The sequence below is a fragment of the Pandoraea thiooxydans genome, assembly GCF_001931675.1.
GTDB classification, from domain to species: domain Bacteria; phylum Pseudomonadota; class Gammaproteobacteria; order Burkholderiales; family Burkholderiaceae; genus Pandoraea; species Pandoraea thiooxydans.
On sequence record NZ_CP014839.1, the window covers coordinates 1,473,711 to 1,489,369 of the forward strand.

Below are 15,659 nucleotides of genomic sequence, written 5' to 3' on the forward strand. Positions count from 1 at the left end.
CGGGTTTCTCACTGTTCCTGCGGCGTTGGGTTCGGCGAATTCGCCGGCAGCACCGAGTTATTGATGATCAGCGGCGTGCCGTTCTTGAGCTTGAGCTGACCGCTGGTGATCACTTCCTCGCCGTCGGTCACGCCTTTCTCGATGGCCACCTGATCACCGCGTGTGGCGCCCGTCGTGACGAACACCTGCTGCGCGACCGGCATGGTTTTGCCTTGTGCGTTCGGCTTGGTACCCGGCTTGGCGATGAATACCGTCGCGCCATACGGGTTGTAGGTGATGGCCGTTTGCGGCAGTGTCAGGAAGCGCTGCGGCGTACCGACGTCGACCTTGACGGTGGCGTACATGCCCGGCAGCAGCTTGCCCGCGCGATTGTCGATCTCGGCCTCGACCTGAACGTTGCGCGTGGCCGTGTCGACCAGCGGGTTGATCGAGGTGATCTTGCCGGTAAACGTTTTGCCCGCGTAAGTGTTGTTTTGCAGTACCACGGTCTGGCCGATCGCCAACTTGCTGAAGTCCTGCTGCGGCAGCGTGAAGTCCGCGTACAGCGTGTCAGTGTCTTGCAGCGTGACGATCATGTCGCCCGGGTTCAGATACTGGCCAGGGTTGACGGTCGTAATGCCAAGCCGGCCGGAGAAGGGCGCGCGAATCGTCTTTTTCTCGACGATCGCCGCTTGCTGGGCGGCCTGTGCGCGGGTGCTGCGCAGGTTTGCTTCGTCGGCGTCGAGCGTGGCCTTGGCGATGACCTTCAGTTCATATTGCTTCTTGTCCCGGTTGTAGACCGTTTGCGCCAGATCGGCTTGCGCCTGCAGCGCATGCAACTGCGCGATGTCGGAATCGGCATTGAGTTGCACCAGCACCTGGCCGGCCTTGACGTGGCTGCCCGACTTGATGTGCACTTCGCGCACCAGTCCGGCGATCTCGGTGGTCACATTGACACCGCGCACCGCGCGCAGGCCGCCGACGGCCGACAGTTGCGGCTGCCATGTCTGGTAACTCGCCTTCATGGACGAAACCGTGACCGGCGGCGCCGAGTTGGCCGCCATGAACTTCTTGATCATGGCCGCTTTGAAAAGATTGAAGCCGACCAGCGCCCCGAGCAACACCAGGACGCAGATCAGCATGATTGCCATGCGCTTCTTCATCGATTCTTCTCCATGGACGCTTTGGCCGCGTCTGCTTGCTGCGTTTGTTTCGATTGGTCATGCCACCAGCCGCCACCGACCGCCTGGAACAGGGCTGCCGTATCGGCGTAGCGCGCGGCCTGGGCCTGCACCAGATTGACGACGGTTTGTTGGTACTGGCGCTGCGAGTCGAGCAGCGACAGGTAGCTCACCGCGCCAAGCCGGTACTGCTGCTGGCTCAGATCGAGCGAGGCACGCGCGGCACGTTCCGCATCGGCCTGCGCGTTCAGTGCGTGCGCATCGTTATCCAGCGCACGCAACGTGTCGGCCACATTCTGGAATGCCTGCAGAACGGTCTGCCGGTATTGCGCGGCAGCCTGGTCGTAGGCGGCTTCGGCTGCGCGCTTTTGCGACAGCAACTGGCCGCCATGGAACAGCGGCTGTAGCAGCCCCGCGCCGAGACTCCAGATCGCGTTGCCGGCGCGGAACGCCCCGGCCGGGGTCAGCGCGTCCGTGCCATAACTGCCGGTGATATTCAATTGCGGATACATCTCGGCGGTTGCCACGCCCACCTTGGCGCTGGCCGCATGCAGCGTTGCATCGGCCGCGAGGATGTCCGGGCGCTGCCGCACCAGTGCCGAGGGCAGGCTCACCGGCAGGTCCTTGGGCAGGGAAAAGTCGGACAACCGAAACTCGGGCAAAGCTCCGTCCGAGGGCGGTCGGCCCGCCAGCACGGCGATCTGATGGCGGGTGACGTCGAGTGCCTGCCGCAGCGGAGGCAGCGCGGCGAGCGTTTGCGCCAATGTGGTGCGTTGCGCCAGCACGGCCGCCTGGTTCACGCCGCCCAGCTCGAATTGCTGGTTGAGCAGATCGAGCTGGTGACGCTGATCGGCTGCGATACGCTCGGTGGCTTCGATCTGGGCACGCAGCGAGGCTTCCTTGATGCTGGCAGTGACGAGATTGGCGGTGAGCGCCAAATAGGCGGCTTGCCATTGGTAGCGCTGGTAGTCGACCTGTGCGCCCAGGGCCTCGAGCTGGCGGCGCGCGCCGCCGAACAGGTCGAGCGAATACGATACGCTGACCGAAGCGTTGTACAAATTGAAAATCGAATTCCTGCCGGGTTGGCCGATCGTCAGTCCCGAGGTTTTCTGCCGCGAGGCGCCTAGCTTGGCGTCGAACGCGGGAAAGAGCGCGCTGCCGACTTCGGCATTGAGATTTTCCTGCGACTGCCGCAAGGCGGCCTGCGCTGCGGCCAGCGTCGGGCTGTTATCCAGGGCCTGACGAATCAGCGCGTCGAGCGGGGCGCAATGAAACAGCGTCCACCATTGCCCCGGGATATCTTGCGCTGCAACGAAGTGCTGCGCCTGACCGGCGTTGCCCGCCAGCCCCTGAGTCGCTACCGTTTGCGCCGGCAACGGGGTCGCCGTGTATTGCTTGCCCGGCGGCGCTGCCGGCGTGTGGTAATCCGGCCCGACCGCGCACGCTGCGAGCGACGCGCCCAGGGCGATGACCGTCATCGCTCTTATTGTCTTCTTCGCGCCAAGCCGGCGCCGCCGACTGTTGGCACGTTCCAGTCCATCACCCATCCGCTTGCTCCTGATCACAACCGGTTCCTTGTATGAACGCAATCGTCATGCCCTCGTCGCATGACAAGCGCCGCACATTGCATCCGACCGGCTTATGACTTTATCGCATGGAATGTGGACACTACTGTGTTTTTCAACAGCACTTGCGAGTGCGAAGCCTATCGTAAATTCGGGATGATGAATAGAGGCTTACGAAAAATCTTAAAGCGATCGCGCGCCTGTTTCACACAGCGGTTCATTAGTAGGCCGATATAGCACTTGACTAAATGCGGGATTTCGTCGCGCGCGAGCATGAAAAGCGCCGGCAAAATTGCGCTTTGGACTGCTGGCAGATCGCGCCGGCGCTTGATCTGGTGCCTTTGGGGCGCGGTTGACCGAAAGCGGCGGGCGGCGCCGACACTTGTCGCTGCGGTTTATGTAGAGGGAAACTTCAAGTACGCCACGTCTGACGGGTTACGTATTCTCGTAATACAAATTTCCGTAGCTGACGCCGGCACAGGCGAACCCCGCCGGAACCCTAAGATGCCGTTGCCGTTGCCGTTGCCGTTGCCGTTGCCGTTGCCGTTGCCGTTGCCGGCATGCGGCGGATGGTGTCCGGCTCGAGCATATAGCTACCGCGGCCAAGCCGCTTGGCCTGGTACATCATATCGTCCGCGGCCGCCAGCAGGCGATCGGCATCGAAATTGCCGTCGCACAGGGCGATCCCGATAGATACGCTGAGCGTACACTCCTGCCCCTTCAGGTGCAGTGGCTGGGCTACCGAGTCGATGCATTTTTGCGCCAATTGCCGTACTGCGTCTTCGGCCGGGGCTGCGAAGTCACCGGCCACCAGCACGAATTCATCGCCCCCGACGCGTGCCAGCGTGTCGTTCTGCCGTACCACCGACGTCAGGCGTCTGGCAATCTCCTTTAGTGCATCGTCGCCGGCGTCGTGGCCGAGCGTGTCGTTGATCGGCTTGAACCCGTCCAGGTCGAGAAACAGCAGGGCAACCAGCGTGCGGGTGGCGGCCGCACGTGCCAATGCGCGCGGCAGACGTTCGGCCAGCAGGCTGCGGTTGGGCAGGCCCGTAAGCATGTCGAGGTGCGCCAGGCGCTTGAGTTCGGCCTGACTGGTTTCGAGCTTGGCAAGCAGCCGGTTGAACGCTTGCGTCATCTGGCCGACCTCATCGTCGCGTACCACCGGTAGCGGCTTTAACGGCAATTCGCCGCGGGTCATGCGCCTGGCCTGATCGGCGGCGTGATGCAGCGGGCGAAGCATCCAGGTAACGAATAGACCGACGCTCAGTATGATCAACACGACGCCGGCGAAACCGGCCCACACGATGGTTTCCCGGATCGGTTTGACCGAAGCCAGGGCGACCGAGGTGGGTAAGCGCGCAACCACGAACCAGCCGGTGCTGGGCACCGACGCGATACCCGAGATTTCCTCGATTCCCTTGGCGTCGACCGTGATGCCGCTGCCGCGAAAACCCTGCATGGCGCGGTCGTGCAGGTGATTGACCCCAGGCGGCGGGGTCGGCTTGAAAACCATGCTGGGATCGCTCGATGCGACAAACAGTTTGTCTTGCGGGGAAATCAGCAGGAAGCCGCCCGCATGCAGTACCGATTTCTGCCGCTGCAGATCCAGAAAACCGGGCATGGTCAGCGAGGTCAGGCCGATCAGCACCGCGCGTACCCGCCCGCTCGCGTCCCGTACCGGCGCCATCATCGACAGCAGGGGCTGTTTGGTGGCGGGGCCCATAAGGGGGTGCCCGATAACCTCCTGACCTGCCAGCGCCTGGCGAAATACCGACATTTCGATCACTTGCAGGCCGATACGTCCCGCTATGTCCGGCGCATCGGCGATAATTTTTCCGTGTCGGTCCGCTATCAACAGCCCCAATGAAAACAACGGCTGGATACGTTGCCGAGCCGCAAGCCAGGCGCTCAGACGCGCCGGATCGGCCACTAGTTCGGGCGGCAGGGCCTGGGCCAGACGCCCAAGCAGATGGCGCCGTTCAGTGAGCTTGTAATCGACGTCATTGGCAACCACCTGCGCTAGCGCGGTCTGCTGTGTCGAGAAGACCCGGATGAGGTTGTCGCGCAACAATCCGATGAAGATGAAATACCTTAACACCGCTCCCAATATCACCAGCACCACCCCGAAAAACATCAAGCGAGTGACCAGGCTGTTGGCGCGGAATGGGAGTTTCTTCATGGGCGATATCTTAGCCGAATAACCATGCATGCAGCAGGGCAATCGAGGCCCGATGCCCAGCGTGTTGTCGCGGTGTGACAGTCCATTGAAATAATGCTCATAAAGGCGCCGACGGGAGAAGCGTCAGACCAGCATCATGTCGGCGTGTACTACCACGCCCCGCAGCCGGTCGGCGGGGGTCAGCGGCACGTAGCGCTCCGGCCACGCCGGGTTCAAAGCCTCGAGATAGCGGTTGCCGCCGTCGCCCTCGGCCAGACGGCGAAACAGGGCGTCGCGCTGGCCGGGGCGCTGGACGATCACAAAGTGGCCGGTCGAGGCGCTTAAGTCTGGATTGACATACAGAATGATCCCTTCCGGGAACGAGGGCCAGACGCCGGGCTCGGCAATCATCGAGGCGCCTTTGACACGCAGGCAAAATCCGTGCGGACCCAGATCCACCGGGAAGTGAGCCCGGGCGCGCTGCGGGGTGGCGACCTCTTCGCCGTTGCCGGTTTGCTCCCATGCCAGCAGCGGATAGGATCCGCCGGCCGGTGCGGCAGTCGAGAGCGGTACAGAGTTGCCGTAATTATCCAACCCTGAACTCTGAAAATCGTATTCGCGCAATGCGGACACGCTGACACCGAAGTAATCGGCCAGGGGCTGCAGCGTGGAAGTGCGGGGGTCTTTGCTTTGCCCCGAGAGAATTCGGAACAGGGTGGCCTGCGTCACTGGCCGGACATCCCGCCAGATAGTGCTGGCGGCGATCGCCTCGGCCAGCGCATGAGGATTGGTGGCGTGGCGCTTGATAAACCAAGCCAGATTGCGGGCAATCAGCGATTCACCTTGTTTCATATCGAGGTCCGGAAGCAGCTCGCGATCAGGGGGACAACACCGTGCCGGTGCCGCAGCATGCTCAGGCCGAACGTTTCCGATTTACGGCCCTGATTTCGCGGAATTTTGCAACGCTCTTGAAGTGGCCGTCGCAGAAAATCGCTGTGTGATTCTATACGAAACCGGTGTTTCAAATTATACGAATCTGTATAGAATGATTTTCATTACCCGACCCTGCGCCTTGTGCCCGGGCAGTCGGGAATTTTCAAAACCCGTGCGCCGGACGCTGGCTTGGCCGGTCGGACGCACACCGCATCCAGGGAGTCCACGATGCTGAGAAACACGCTATCACCACGATGCCTGCCTTATGCCCTCAAACGAATTGCCGATCGATTGACTCGGGCGCGCGAGCCATTCGGGCTATTTGTACTCCGTAATGATATTTTGTTGATCAAGACGGCTACCACACGTTTCGAGTCCGAGCTAAAACGTGCGAGTGTCCAGCAGCACCTGGTGGGCGTGTACGACCAACGCGCCAGACTCGAGGATGTCACGGCAGACTTGCGCGAGCACGTGCGATGAGCGACGCCACGACATCATCTTCATTCGTCTTCGGGAGCGTTCTATGCACCGCCAGCGCTTTGTGAGCGAGCCCGGCGCCCGGGCCAAGACCGATCCGCACGCCCGGGTAAAGCGCCGGCTGGAGAGCTGGGGGCGCTGGATCGAGTTGAGTCAGCAGGGCGGCCATCTACCCAGCAGCCTGACGCTCGACCCGAACCGCATACGCCACGCGCTGCCGCGCTTCGTGCCGGTGTCCGAGGTCGAATGCGCCGAAACCGACGCGGCCATCGCCAAGCTGCCCCAGCAAGTGCGCGCCGTGGCGGTGGCCGAATACGTGGCTTATGTCGGCACAGCGGTCGCAGCGCGCAAGATCGGCGTAAGCGAGCGGCATTACCGCAGGTTGCGGGAAATGCTGCATAACGGCGTGGCCTACTGTCTGAGACACCCGGGCGTGCCGGTGCCGCCGGCACAGGTGTTGCTCAAGCCGGTTGCGCCTGACTGAGCAATCCGGTCCGGCCGGGTTGACCCGCCGGACCGCCGCCGGACCGCCGCATGCGATTCGGACGAGGTATGCGGTACACTTGCTCAATCCCAAAAAATGGGAAACCAGGCGAGCCGGCGCCAGCCCTGTCCGGCGCCGCCTGCTGCCGTGGCCGGCTTGTTAGGAATGTTAATTTATGAGACATTGGCGTTTCATAAAAAGACAACAAAAAATGGGGCCGCATAATGGATTCACACGGGGGCGAGCCGAGGCGGGCATCGTCGAGTATCAGAGAAAGTCAGCAATGTCTCAAGATCCGCATTAGCGCATCTCGCGTCGTGCTCGTGCGATCCGTTATCCGATATCGCGCGAGTTCTCTCGCGGCGCAGTACATCTCAGGGGTGGCGTGCTAAGGCTCCTTACGTCGCCGGCATCGATACATTCATGACATTTCATAAGCTCTCCATCCGCAGGAAGCTGGGCCTCATCATTGCGGCATTCATCGCGATGCTGGTGGTGCTTGCCACAGTCACCGTGCTCAGCCTTTTCGCTGTCAATCAGCGCACGGCCGCGGTCGAACAGCAGTGGCTCGTCCGTGCGCAGATCCTGGGACAATTGCGCGATCACATTTCGGGTTTCCGGGGCGCCGAGGCCGACTTATCGCTGGCGTCCGACGCGGGCGCGATCCGCGCCGCGCAAGTGCAGGCCGGCCGGCATCGGCGCGCCATCGGCGAATTACAGAATCAGTACGAGAATCTGGCAGCGGCCGACACGCACCCCGACGTGGCCAAATTCGACGCCGCCCTGAACGCTTATTTCGCCGCGCACGACGCCTGGATTGGTGCGGCCACGTCCGGCGCGGCGAGCGATCCGGCACAACTGCGCCGAGTGCTGCAGTCGCGCTTCGAGCTTGCCGAAGCTGCCATCGACCGACTGGTCAGCGCGAACCTGGACGGTGCGCAGGCGGCTGCCCGGGCGGCGAGTCAACTGTCCCGGCGGGGCAACTTGCTGGTGCTGTCGACGTCGGTGCTGGTCTTGCTGCTGGGCTTGTGGCTGGTGGTGCGGGTGCGGCGAGATATTGCCCAGCCGCTGGGCGGTGTGGCGAGTTCACTCAAGGATTTGGCCGCCGGACATCGCAACGTCGACGTTCCCGAATTGAATCGTGACGATGAGATCGGCGAGATGGCCCGGGCCGTGAGCGTGTTCCGACAACATACGCAAACGCTCGAAGACGCCTATGAGGCCACGCGTGCGGCGCAGGAGGCTGCGCAGCTGCTGGCGCAGCATGACTTGCTCACCGGACTGCCGAACCGTCGCGGCCTTGCGTCGGAGTTGCAGGCCGCGGCATTTCACGCGCAGCACGATGCCGCCGTGTATATGGTGCTGGTCATCGATCTGGACCGCTTCAAGCCGGTCAACGATCTCCAGGGGCGCCCGGTGGGCGACTTCGTGCTCAGCGAGGTGGCCCGCCGACTGCGGCGGGCAGTACGCAAGCGCGACACCGTCGCGCGCCTGGGCGGCGACGAGTTTTGCGTGATTGCCAAGGCCGATCCCGGCTACAAGGACGGCGCCATATTGCTTGCGACGCGATTGCTCGACGCGATTCAGGTGCCGATTCTGGTGGGACAGCACAAGATCGAGGTGACTGCGAGTATCGGCATTGCGTCGTGCCCGGCCGATGGCCTCGATCCGGAGAGCCTGCTGCGCGCGGCCGACATTGCCATGAGCCGCGCCAAGCAGGAGGAGCGCGGCAGCTATCGGTTCTTCGAGTTGAGCATGGACAACGACATGCGCGCTCAGGCAGCGCTCGAAGCCGATCTGCGCGCTGCCGTGCAGGCCGGCGTGATCCGTCCGTACTACCAGCCGATTATAGAAATGCGCAATCAGCGGGTTTGCGGCTTCGAGATACTCGCGCGCTGGAATCATCCACAGCGCGGCGCGGTGCCGCCCGACGTATTCATCCCGCTGGCCGAGCAACTTGGGCTGATGCCCGATCTGACCACCTCGATATTGCGCGAGGCCTGCCGCGATGCTCGCCAGTGGAGCAACGATATCCACCTCTCTCTGAACATCTCGCCGGTCCAGCTCAAGGATCTGTACCTGCCCGCGCAACTGCTGCCGATTCTCAGCGAAGAAGGATTTCCGTCCTCGCGGCTCGAAATCGAGATCACCGAGAATGCGCTGGTGGGCGACATTCAGGGTGCCAAATCGATCCTGGGATTGTTCCAGGATGCCGGCATCAAGATCTCGCTCGACGACTTCGGCACCGGCTACTCCAGTCTGTACCATTTGCGCGAACTCAAGTTCGACAAGGTCAAGGTCGACAAATCATTTGTCCAGACCATGCAGCGCAGCAACGAAAGCGAGAAGATCATCGACGCCATCCTTGGCCTGGCAAAGAGCCTGGGCATGGCCACGGTGGCCGAAGGCATCGAGGATCCCAAAACCCTTGACTACCTGCGCGCCAAGTCCTGCGAATATGGTCAGGGCTACTACTTCGGCGAAGCGCTAAGCGCTGCGCAAACACGCGAGCGATTCGTGCAAGGGTGGCCGCACGTAGTCTCCGAGAATTAACCCGACCGGCGGCGGTGCCTACAGCGCCATGCGCACCAGCCCCGCCGCGGCGATTGCCAAAAGCAGCCACGACACCCGCCGGCGAAACTTGCCGTCGCTGCCATGTCGCGCGGCGTCGCGTTTGAAAAGCCGATGACCCAGGCGGATACCGGTCATCATGGCCGGCGCCATCAGCACGAAAAGCGCCAGCGTGTGCCAGTGAACGATGCCCCCGGCATAAGACAGCGCAAACGCCCAGACATCCATGATGAGCAGCAGCGCGACCATGGTCGCCCGCAGTTGCGAGGCGGCCACGCCGGTGAGCAGGAAAATCGCCGCTACTGAGAGTCCGCCGATCGCGGCGATCCCGCTCATGATGCCCGACAGGCCGCCGGTGGCCCAGCGCAGCGGGGCGCCGGCCGGGCGGCCCGTGGGTGCCCTGGACCAGCCGCTGAGCAGCACCAGGCTGAGCGCCAGCAGCGACAGCGCCACCATCAGGCGCAGCGCCGCCGCGTCGAAGCGCGACAGAATCCACACGCCGACGGGTGTGGCGATGAGATTGGCGATCGCCAGCGGACGCAGCCAATGCCAGTCGATGTGCTGACGAATCGCCGGGATCAACGTCACGCTGGCCGCAATCTCCATCAAATACATGACCGGCACGATGCGCGCCGGCGACATCACGATGGCCAGCGTGCCGACCGCTACCGCCGACGAACCGAAGCCGGTATATCCCCGTACTACGCCCGCGCCGAGCATCACCAGTGCGCTCAGCACCAGCAGCGGCAGCGTCATGCCGAACCAGGTCTCGATCAAATGCTCTCCCGTCGTGGTGTGGCAACCGCCCAGGCGGCTACCGAATGGCGCGGGCCGCACGGGCCCGTTCCAGTATTTGCCAGGGCGACCAGCCCAGATTCATGCCAGCGGCCGCGAGCAGGATCGCCGCCACGCCAGCGAGTTGAATCGGGTGCAGCCGGTGGCCGAAGGCCAGAAAATCGACCGTAATTGCCACCACCGGATAAATAAAAGAAAGCGAGCCGGTCAGGTGCGTTGGCAACTTCTGGATCGCGCCATACAGCAGGATGTAGACCAGGCCGGTGTGCACCACGCCGGCGACCGCGAGAATCGCCCAGGTGCGCAAGCCCTCGCCACCGGCGATCGAAGGCAAATGCATCAAATGCGCGAACGGCGCGAGCATTACGATGCCCACGCAAACCTGGATCAGCGCAATCAAATGCGGCGGCGTGCCGGCCAGCTTCTTGGTAATCGCCGCGGCAACCGCGTAGCAGAACGCTGCGCCGAATGCGAGCGCAATACCGCTGAAATAGTGCGCGCCGATGATTGCCGCGTCGCTGCCGCCGTCGGGTTTGGCCTGCACGATCAAGAGCACGCCGGCGAAAGCCAGGCTCAGCCAGGTCAGTTTCGTCAGCGTGAAGCGCTCGCCGAAGAACAGGGCCCCCAGGCCGACCAGCATGAATGGCTGGGTGTTGTATACGGCCGTGGCTACCGAAATCGACGCGCGCGAGTATGCGGCGAAAAGCAGCAGCCAGTTGGCGACGATGGCCATGCCGCCCAGCGCGGCAATGCCCACCAGACGGGGCGAGCGCAGGCGGGGCAACAGACCCAGGGCCGCACAAACAGCGAGCAGCGTGCCGGCGCCGAACACGCAGCGCCAGAAAACGACATCGATGACGGGTTGCCGCGAGGCGATGACGAACCAGCCGATGGTGCCTGAAATGCCCATTGCCGCCGTCATTTCGAGGGTGCCGCGAACCTTGGTGTCCATTAGACTCTCCCGCAATGCTCAGTGGGCTAAGAATCGCATATTGGACCTCGCCATTCCATAACTTAAATAAATAAAAAAGCTAAATATTTTTAATAAAATAAAGGATATTTTAATTTTTCCTGAGGAAATTAAAATGCTCAACAATCAGGATCGACGCATTCTGGAAGCGTTGCTTGGCGATGGGCGCATGTCGCTCAAGGAACTGGCCGAACAGGTCGGCCTGTCGTCGCCGAGCGTTTCCGAGCGCCTGCGCCGGCTCGAGGAGCGGGGCGTGATCCGGCGCTATACGGTCGAAGTCGATCCTCGTGCACTCGGTTACCCCCTGCAGGCGGTCGTGCGCATCCGCCCGTTGCCGGGCCAGTTGCCCACCGTACAAAAGCTGCTCGAAGAGATTCCCGAATGCGCCGAGTGCGATAAGGTAACGGGCGAGGATTGCTTCGTCGCCCGCTTGTTCGTGCGCTCGATAGAACAGCTCGACGCGATCCTCGATCGCATCGCCGACAAGGCGGAAACCAATACGGCGATCGTCAAGGCTCAGCCGATCACGCGGCGCCCGCCGCCGTTGGCCGTCGGCTAGGCCGGCACGCTATTGGCCGCGCGGTTGAATCGCGTCGGCGATGTGGGCCATGTAATTCGGCTTGCCGATCTCCACGCCGTTATGACGCAGGATGTCGTAGGCGGTGACCACATGGAAATAGAAGTGCGGCAGGGCCCAATCACGCAGATAGCGCGCGCCAGTCATTCGAGCCACCCGGTCGTTGGGCAGTTGAATCTCGATGTCGCGTGTGTCGGCGCCCTCGAATGTCGCGGCGGCAATGCCATGCAAATAATCGATCGTCGCGGCGATCGTGCCTTTGAGTTCCTCCACTGTCTGGCCGGGTTCCTGGGCCGGTGCCGGGGCCTGGCCCGTCAGCCGCGCGACCGAATTGCGGGCCAGCTCGCAGGCCACCTGCACCTGCCGCCCGAGCGCAAACATGTCGGGCGCAAGGTGCGCGCCCACCAGCACGGCCGGATCGAACCCCTTGGTCTGCGCCAGTTGTGCGCCCTTGTCGAGCAAGCCGGACAAATTGCCGAGCATCGGCGCGCAGGTGCCGATCAACAGGGAGTGTATCGAGAGCGAGGCCGGGATGGGGGCGGACATGGCAATTCCTCGTGAAAAGGGTTGGATGACGAATCGATAAGCCGGAGCGCCGCGGCGCCCGTGCGATTGTATCAATCAACTAACCCGCCCGCGTCGTCGGCAGCCGTCCCAGGAATTCCCGCGTCAAGTGGGCCACCTCGTCCACTGCTTCGTCCAGCGCGAAGTGCCCGGCCTCGAGCAGATGCACTTCCGCCTCGGGCACATCCTGCTGATAGGCCAGCGCACCCTGCACGGCGAACGACGGGTCGTGCCGGCCCCACACCACCAGCAACGGTGGACGATGTTCGCGCAGCCAAGCTTGCCAGCGCGGGTAAGCCGCGACATTGTTGCGGTAGTCATAGAACAGCTCGGTCTGGATGTCGACTTGCCCGGGACGCGACAGGAAAGCGAATTCATCGCACCAGGCATCGGGGTCGTAGCGCTGCGGGTTCGGGCTGTGGCCGACATGGCGCAGGCGCGTTGCCTCGAAAGAAATCAGATTCTTGCGCAGTGCCGACTCGTGCCTGGCGCGATCGTGCCAAAAGGCCTTGCGGGTATCCCACAGCGGCCCCAAACCAGCTTCATGGGCGACCGCGTTTTGCACGATGAGCGCGGTAACGGACGCGCTGCGCGCCTCGGCCAGGCGCAATCCGATCGGACCGCCGTAATCCTGCACGAATAGCGCATAACGTCGAACCTCGAGGGTGTCGAGCCAGCGGCCGACGAAATGCGCCAGATTGTCGAACGTGTAATCGAAGTCTTGCGGCGACGGGGCGCTGCTATGGCCAAAGCCGGGATAGTCCGGGGCGAGCACATGAAAGCGGGCGGCCAGCAGCGGGATCAACGTCTCATACATGCGCGACGAAGAGGGGAACCCGTGCAACAGCACGACAGTGGGCGCATCGGGATGACCGGCCTCCCGATAAAAGATGTCCAGACCGTCGATCGGTACGGTGCGATAGGTGATGGTGGTACGGCTCGATGGCATGATGAACCTCAGGTTGACACGGGATCAGTGAACGGCTGGCTCGGCCGGGTGCGGCGAGAACAGAAAGAAGCGATGCACCAGCGCCGCGCCAATGAAGAAAGCCGCCGACAGCGCGCACACGCCGATCCATCCGGCGCATGCGAAGACCGGGCCGGCGAACGCGGCGCCGATGGCGCTGCCCAAAAAGAACAGCCCGGTGTAAAGGCCGTTGAGACGGCCGCGCGCCTCCGGGGCGAGCAGGTTGATGGCGCGCCGGCCAAGGGTCTGGTCGGCGATGACCGAGGCGTCGATCACGCAGGCGGCGACGGCCAGCAGCAGTACCGAGACCGGCGCTGGCAGGTGCGCACTCACGGCCAGCGCGGCGACCACCGTGCCGCACAGGGCGATGCGATGCGCGGCCCGAGCGGCTGGCCCGGCACGGCCACGGTCGCCGGCGCGCCCGGCCAGCGGCGCCACCACGACGCTGGCCGCGCCTGCGAGGGTGAACAGGGCGATTTGTAACGGCCCGAGATTCAGCGGTGGGCGCGCGAGGACGATCGCCACGCTGGTCCAAAAGGCGTTGAAGCCGGCCATCAGCAGGCCTTGGCACAGCGCGTGATGGCGCAGCACCGGTTCCTCGGCGACCAGCCGGCCCAGCGAGGCCACCAGCGATCGGTAGCTGGGGCGCGCCGCCGGCCGCAGCGCGGGCACGCGCGGCAACGCCAGCACGAGAGTGAGCACCAGCAAAATGGCATCGCCGACGAAAAAGCTGCGCCAGCCCAGCGTGCCGTCGGCCAGCCCCGCCAGCGGGCGCGACAGCAGGATGCCCAGCATCAGCCCGCTCATCACATTGCCGATCACTTTGCCGCGCGCGGCCGGCCCGGCCAGTGCTGCGGCCGCCGGAATCAGCATCTGAATCGCGCTGGCCGAGACACCGATGACAAACGAAGCGGCCAGAAAACCCGAGGCCGATGGCGTCCACGCGGCGAATGTCAGTGCCACGGCCTGTGCGCCCAGGGTCGTGCCGATCAGCGGGCGCAACGGCAGGCGGTCGACCAGCGGCACCAGTGCGAACAGGCCCACCGCGTAGCCGAGCAGCGTGAGTCCTGTGACGAGCGAGGTCCACGCGCCCAAATGCAGCGACACGTCGAGTCCGTTGATGAGGGCTTGCGACGCGTAAAGCGGCAGAACCGCCGTGCCGACCAGGGTGGCAAAAATCAGCGTCACGCTTAACGAAAACGCCTGGCAGGGCGCTGCGGTGACGCCACGCGCCGCCGGCGACGCCGATGCCTTAATGCAGTGGGGATCCATGGGGCCTCTCGATCTGTGATTGACGAGGCCATCCTACTATCAATGAATTAATTGATAATTGGCATAGAATGACATTGATAATCCATTTTTTATGGAGAATTCATGCTGTCGCTGCGTGATCTCGAAGTATTTGTCGCCATTGCCGAGGCGGGCAGTCTGACCGCGGCCGCCGAGCGGCTGGGGCGGTCGCTCCAGGCGGTGAGCCGTTCGCTGCAGTCGCTCGAAGCCGAAGTCGGCGCGACCTTGATCGCACGCACCACCCGCAGCTTGCGCCTGACACCCGCCGGCGAGCGCTTTCGCGAGCGGCTGCAGGACGTGTTTGCCGAGCTCGAGGCCGCGCGCGCCGAAGTGGCCGAAGAAACAAGCCATCTGCGCGGCACACTGCGCGTGAGTGCGGCCACGCAGTTCGGGCCGGCCTACGTCGTTCCGCTGGTGAGCGAATTCCTCACGCGGCATCCCGGGCTTGGCGCCGCGCTCGACTTCGACGACGAGTATCGCGATCCTGTCAAAGGCGGCGCGGACGTCACGATCCGCATCGGCGACACGCCTGACTCGCGGCTGGTTGCGCGGCGCCTGGCGTCGGTGCGCCGCGTGGTCTTCGCATCGCCTGAATATCTCGAACGACACGGTCGGCCGCTCGCACCGGCCGATCTTGTCGCGCACGAGTGCGTGATCCGCTCCAACGCCGCGCATCCGCGCCTGTGGCGCTTCCAGTCGCCCGAGCAGGGCGAGATTGCGGTTTCCGTCAAAGGGCGCATCGAGGCCAATCATGCCGATGCGGTCAATCGCGCCGTCGCCTGCGGCATGGGCATCGGCATCGCCACGCTGTGGCAGATCCGTCCGCTGCTCGAAGCCGGCAAGGTCGAGCGGCTATTGAGCGCTTTCGAGCCCACGCCGGTGCCGCTCAATGCCCTGTGGGTGCGCGCGCCCCGGCTGCCGGCGCGCACCCGGCAATTCATCGATTTTCTTGCCGAGCGATTTGCCGACGAGTGGCTGTAGTCCAGTCAGGTTCGCGGGCGCGCCGCGTGACTCAGGAGGCGCGTGGCTGCTTGACAATTGTCAACCCGAGCCAGGGCCGGTCGCATCACACTGAAAAAGTTGCGCGAGTCATCCGCTTGGCGCCGCGCGGCCTGGCCCGCAGACCCATCATGCGATCCCCCAATGCG

14 protein-coding genes are annotated in these 15,659 nt (G+C 63.6%); 5 read left to right on the plus strand and 9 right to left on the minus strand.

All coding sequences use genetic code 11. The features are described 5' to 3' along the window. Window positions 1-8: 8 nt before the first annotated feature. The 4 genes from PATSB16_RS06700 to PATSB16_RS06715 all read right to left on the minus strand — a co-directional run bounded on the left by PATSB16_RS06700 (window position 9) and on the right by PATSB16_RS06715 (window position 5,735). Window positions 9-1,142: an efflux RND transporter periplasmic adaptor subunit gene (locus PATSB16_RS06700; protein WP_047213313.1), complete on the minus strand. Its 1,134-nt coding sequence runs from the start codon at window positions 1,140-1,142 to the stop codon at window positions 9-11. Then, the gene (locus tag PATSB16_RS06705; protein ID WP_047213315.1) at window positions 1,139-2,638 is read right to left on the minus strand and encodes an efflux transporter outer membrane subunit; all 1,500 of its coding nucleotides are present in this window, start codon (window positions 2,636-2,638) and stop codon (window positions 1,139-1,141) included. Before PATSB16_RS06705 ends, PATSB16_RS06700 begins: the two co-directional genes overlap by 4 nt. Before the next feature lie 586 nt (window positions 2,639-3,224). Continuing rightward, entirely contained in the window at window positions 3,225-4,904 is a 1,680-nt protein-coding gene (locus PATSB16_RS06710; protein WP_072628619.1) for a GGDEF domain-containing protein, read from the minus strand. A 123-nt stretch (window positions 4,905-5,027) separates the two neighbouring features. Then, entirely contained in the window at window positions 5,028-5,735 is a 708-nt protein-coding gene (locus PATSB16_RS06715) for a S24 family peptidase (protein WP_052892596.1), read from the minus strand. A gap of 426 nt (window positions 5,736-6,161) precedes the next feature. On the opposite strand from PATSB16_RS06715, the gene PATSB16_RS21205 reads away from it, so the two are divergent. The 3 genes from PATSB16_RS21205 (at window position 6,162) to PATSB16_RS06730 (ending at window position 9,330) form a co-directional block, all read left to right on the plus strand. Continuing rightward, window positions 6,162-6,296, plus strand: coding sequence for a hypothetical protein (locus PATSB16_RS21205; protein ID WP_257786662.1), 135 nt, complete (start codon window positions 6,162-6,164; stop codon window positions 6,294-6,296). 43 nt (window positions 6,297-6,339) lie between these two features. After that, a complete protein-coding gene (locus tag PATSB16_RS06725; RefSeq protein WP_047213317.1) occupies window positions 6,340-6,777 on the plus strand; it encodes a hypothetical protein in 438 nt (145 codons plus the stop codon). A gap of 423 nt (window positions 6,778-7,200) precedes the next feature. Further along, on the plus strand, window positions 7,201-9,330 hold the full coding sequence (locus PATSB16_RS06730) for a putative bifunctional diguanylate cyclase/phosphodiesterase (protein WP_052892597.1): 2,130 nt from the start codon (window positions 7,201-7,203) through the stop codon (window positions 9,328-9,330). An 18-nt stretch (window positions 9,331-9,348) separates the two neighbouring features. Here PATSB16_RS06730 and PATSB16_RS06735 read toward each other — a convergent pair whose 3' ends face one another. After that, window positions 9,349-10,185 carry a sulfite exporter TauE/SafE family protein gene (locus PATSB16_RS06735; protein WP_083659385.1) on the minus strand — a complete coding sequence of 279 codons (837 nt, stop codon included), beginning with the start codon at window positions 10,183-10,185 and terminating at the stop codon, window positions 9,349-9,351. Next, window positions 10,163-11,095 (minus strand): DMT family transporter, encoded by a 933-nt coding sequence (locus tag PATSB16_RS06740; RefSeq protein WP_047213318.1) that lies wholly within the window; start codon window positions 11,093-11,095, stop codon window positions 10,163-10,165. Before PATSB16_RS06740 ends, PATSB16_RS06735 begins: the two co-directional genes overlap by 23 nt. Window positions 11,096-11,228: 133 nt before the next feature. Here PATSB16_RS06740 and PATSB16_RS06745 point away from each other — a divergent pair, with 133 nt between their 5' ends. Then, window positions 11,229-11,672, plus strand: a complete 444-nt coding sequence (locus tag PATSB16_RS06745) for an Lrp/AsnC family transcriptional regulator (RefSeq protein WP_047213319.1) — start codon at window positions 11,229-11,231, stop codon at window positions 11,670-11,672. Between the two features lie 9 nt (window positions 11,673-11,681). Here the strand turns inward: PATSB16_RS06745 and PATSB16_RS06750 are convergent, their stop codons facing one another. The 3 genes from PATSB16_RS06750 to PATSB16_RS06760 all read right to left on the minus strand — a co-directional run bounded on the left by PATSB16_RS06750 (window position 11,682) and on the right by PATSB16_RS06760 (window position 14,493). Then, window positions 11,682-12,236, minus strand: coding sequence for a DUF1993 domain-containing protein (locus PATSB16_RS06750; protein ID WP_047213320.1), 555 nt, complete (start codon window positions 12,234-12,236; stop codon window positions 11,682-11,684). Window positions 12,237-12,315: 79 nt separating this feature from the next. After that, window positions 12,316-13,203, minus strand: coding sequence for an alpha/beta fold hydrolase (locus PATSB16_RS06755; protein ID WP_047213321.1), 888 nt, complete (start codon window positions 13,201-13,203; stop codon window positions 12,316-12,318). A 24-nt stretch (window positions 13,204-13,227) separates the two neighbouring features. Continuing rightward, a complete protein-coding gene (locus tag PATSB16_RS06760; protein WP_047213323.1) occupies window positions 13,228-14,493 on the minus strand; it encodes an MFS transporter in 1,266 nt (421 codons plus the stop codon). 102 nt (window positions 14,494-14,595) lie between these two features. Here PATSB16_RS06760 and PATSB16_RS06765 point away from each other — a divergent pair, with 102 nt between their 5' ends. Continuing rightward, a complete protein-coding gene (locus PATSB16_RS06765; protein WP_047213325.1) occupies window positions 14,596-15,492 on the plus strand; it encodes a LysR family transcriptional regulator in 897 nt (298 codons plus the stop codon). The last annotated feature ends 167 nt before the right edge of the window (window positions 15,493-15,659 follow it).

Coding starts and splice junctions, on each gene's coding strand:
- PATSB16_RS06700 (WP_047213313.1), bottom strand. CDS start 1,142: ATGAAGAAGCGCATGGCAATCATGCTGATCTGCGTCCTGGTGTTGCTC.
- PATSB16_RS06705 (WP_047213315.1), bottom strand. CDS start 2,638: ATGACGGTCATCGCCCTGGGCGCGTCGCTCGCAGCGTGCGCGGTCGGG.
- PATSB16_RS06710 (WP_072628619.1), bottom strand. CDS start 4,904: ATGAAGAAACTCCCATTCCGCGCCAACAGCCTGGTCACTCGCTTGATG.
- PATSB16_RS06715 (WP_052892596.1), bottom strand. CDS start 5,735: ATGAAACAAGGTGAATCGCTGATTGCCCGCAATCTGGCTTGGTTTATC.
- PATSB16_RS06725 (WP_047213317.1), top strand. CDS start 6,340: ATGCACCGCCAGCGCTTTGTGAGCGAGCCCGGCGCCCGGGCCAAGACC.
- PATSB16_RS06730 (WP_052892597.1), top strand. CDS start 7,201: ATGACATTTCATAAGCTCTCCATCCGCAGGAAGCTGGGCCTCATCATT.
- PATSB16_RS06740 (WP_047213318.1), bottom strand. CDS start 11,095: ATGGACACCAAGGTTCGCGGCACCCTCGAAATGACGGCGGCAATGGGC.
- PATSB16_RS06745 (WP_047213319.1), top strand. CDS start 11,229: ATGCTCAACAATCAGGATCGACGCATTCTGGAAGCGTTGCTTGGCGAT.
- PATSB16_RS06750 (WP_047213320.1), bottom strand. CDS start 12,236: ATGTCCGCCCCCATCCCGGCCTCGCTCTCGATACACTCCCTGTTGATC.
- PATSB16_RS06755 (WP_047213321.1), bottom strand. CDS start 13,203: ATGCCATCGAGCCGTACCACCATCACCTATCGCACCGTACCGATCGAC.
- PATSB16_RS06760 (WP_047213323.1), bottom strand. CDS start 14,493: ATGGATCCCCACTGCATTAAGGCATCGGCGTCGCCGGCGGCGCGTGGC.
- PATSB16_RS06765 (WP_047213325.1), top strand. CDS start 14,596: ATGCTGTCGCTGCGTGATCTCGAAGTATTTGTCGCCATTGCCGAGGCG.